The sequence below is a fragment of the Pseudomonas serbiensis genome, assembly GCF_030580745.1.
In the GTDB taxonomy this organism is placed as follows: Bacteria; Pseudomonadota; Gammaproteobacteria; order Pseudomonadales; family Pseudomonadaceae; genus Aquipseudomonas; species Aquipseudomonas serbiensis.
In genome coordinates this window covers 1-2572 of record NZ_JAUQOO010000049.1, presented here as the reverse complement: position 1 = coordinate 2572, position 2572 = coordinate 1, and the positions used below count along the sequence as shown (strand labels likewise).

Here is a 2572-nt window from a genome sequence, read left to right as displayed (position 1 = left end):
TGTTGGCGCTGATTGAAAACTGACCCACCCTGCCGATTGAAAATTGACCCAGGACGGATTGCTGATTTCTGTCCCAGCAATTGTGGATAAGCTTAGCAGCAGTGTTCCGATTAAAGACGCATCAAGCCCCACCGCATGCAGCAGGGCATTTATGGTGCGGATCAAAATGGCTCATCGTCCTCGATATCATTTCCGTCCTTTCGCTTTCGTTCGCGTGTTTTGATCTTTGTCTGGGCAGCCAATGTGCTGTGTTGCAGGCGGTAAGACTCGTTGCCTGTTTCAACGATATGGCAGTGGTGTGTCAGCCGATCCAGCAGCGCCGTAGTCATTTTGGCGTCGCCAAACACACTCGACCACTCCGAGAAGCTGAGGTTGGTGGTGATGACCACGCTGGTGTGTTCGTACAACTTGGACAGCAGGTGAAATAACAGGGCACCGCCGCTTTGACTGAAGGGCAAATACCCCAGCTCATCCAGTATCACCAGGTCTGTTCGTAGCAGTCCCTGGGCGATTCGGCCTGCCTTACCATCGTACTTTTCACGCTCCAGCAGATTGACCAGATCCACCGTGGAGAAAAAGCGCACGCGTTTGTTGTGGGCCGTAATGCCGGATACAGCCAAGGCACTGGCCAGGTGTGTTTTCCCGGTTCCAGGGCCGCCGATGAACACGACATTCTGCGCGGTTTCAGTGAACGCTAAGCTGGATAGATCGCTGACCAGCCGGGCATCAGCGCTGGAAGCGCTGAAGTCAAAGCCAGCTAAGTCACGGTGCATGGGGAGTTTTGCCATGTTCATCTGATGATTCACCGAGCGCACCGCGCGATCCGCATGTTCCTGCTGAAGCAGATGTTCCAGCAGCCATTTCGATGAAGCCGTCGACGCTGTTCCTTGAGATACCAGTTCTTCCCAAGCACTGGCCATGCCGTGCAGGCGCAGTTCTTTGAGTTCAGTCATCAGGTCACGCATTGCGATTCTCCTCATCGGTCGTACGGAGCCGGTCGTAGCGCGCCGTATTGGCAACAGGCGCGACCTTGAGTTGCAGGCTGGTTTCTACACAGGGAGGTGGTGCGGTGGAGGTCAGGCGGGCAAGGACATTGAGGATGTGATCGGCGCTCAGACTTCCCGATTCAAGTACCAGTTCCACCGCCACCAGCACAGGTTCGAGACCCGCAATTGGCACAGCAGCCAGTACCTGCATCATGATTCGATCACCGTTGGTGTGACGCCTCAGTCCCCGTTTGAGAAGCCGTAACGGTTTTGGCAGATCAGCAAATGGCGCGCCATTGCGCAGTGCACCAGGCTTGCGTTCGATGAGTGGGATGTAGTGCTGCCAGTCAAAACTGACCTGATCTCGATCAAAGAGGCGCTCATGGCTGGCGATCACCGTTTCGTCGGCAATGACCACGATCCGCGAAGGGTACAAACGGCTGCTGACCCACTGACCAACACGCTCGCAAGGCACCGAATAACGATTGCGCGCCACGCTGATCAGGCAGGTGCTAGAGACACGGACGGTGCGTTCCACGTAGCCATCAAAGGCCGTCGGCATCGGCATCATTTCGACCTGCTCCAGCTCTAAGACCTCGGCCACCGTCAGCCCGTTGTACTGCGGATGCACCAGTTCGCTCCAGAGCGACCGACAACGTTGGCCGAGCCAGACATTCAGTTCCTCGAAGGTGTGAAACATACAGTTTTGAGCATCGAGCCAGATTCGTCTCCGGCTGTCCTGCACGTTCTTTTCGACGATGCCTTTCTCCCAGCCAGAGGCCACGTTGCAGAAGTCCGGATCGAACAGATAGTGCGCGCACATCACGGAAAACCGGGCGTTGACCGTGCGGCCTTTGCCTTTGTTGACCTTGTCGACAGCCGTTTTCATGTTGTCGTAGATGCCGCGACGTGGCACGCCACCCAACGCTCCAAACGAACGGGTATGGGCATCAAACAGCATCTCGTGGCCTTGGCTGGGGTACGCAACCAACCAGAATGCGCGACTGGCGCACAGCTTCATGTGGGAGACCTGGATACGTCGAAACAGGCCACCGATCAGCAGACTCTCTTCGCTCCAGTCAAATTGAAACGCCTCGCCGAGCGCAAAAGTCAGCGGTACAAAAGCGCGTAAAGACTTGCCTTGCTCACCTCGCCAAGAGCGTACAAACGCCGTGAGCTGGCTGTAGCCGCCGTCGTAACCCTCGGCCTTGATCTGCTCGAAAAGCGCTTTGGCGCTCCTGCGGTTGTGTTTTGGCCGGAACGAATCGGCCTTGAGCGCCTGTTCCAGCATCTCGTGGAAAGGGCTGAGTTTGTTGAAGGTCGCGCACCGTTGGTACGCCGGCTGAGTGGCTTCGGGCGCTCTGACCCATTTTCGGATGGTGTTTCTAGAAAGCCCGGTACGCTTGGCTATCTGATGCAGCGAGAGCTTGTCGCGGAAGTACATCCGCCGGATTTTCCCCAACATTTCCATGCTGATCACCCTGTGTTCTCCTGCTCAAAAAGTGAGCAGAAGCAGTTGAACACCTGGGTCAGTTTTCAGTCGGCAGAACAGCCTCTACTGGGTCAGTTTTCGGTCAGCGGCAACA

General features: G+C 56.2%; 2 protein-coding genes. Both read right to left on the bottom strand.

The genetic code is table 11. The features are described from left to right. Positions 1–161: 161 nt before the first annotated feature. Positions 162–965: an IS21-like element ISPsy20 family helper ATPase IstB gene (istB, locus tag Q6A51_RS27215; protein ID WP_024677664.1), complete on the bottom strand. Its 804-nt coding sequence runs from the start codon at positions 963–965 to the stop codon at positions 162–164. Further along, positions 958–2457: an IS21 family transposase gene (gene istA / locus Q6A51_RS27210; RefSeq protein WP_304576177.1), complete on the bottom strand. Its 1500-nt coding sequence runs from the start codon at positions 2455–2457 to the stop codon at positions 958–960. Before istA ends, istB begins: the two co-directional genes overlap by 8 nt. Between the last annotated feature and the right edge of the window lie 115 nt (positions 2458–2572).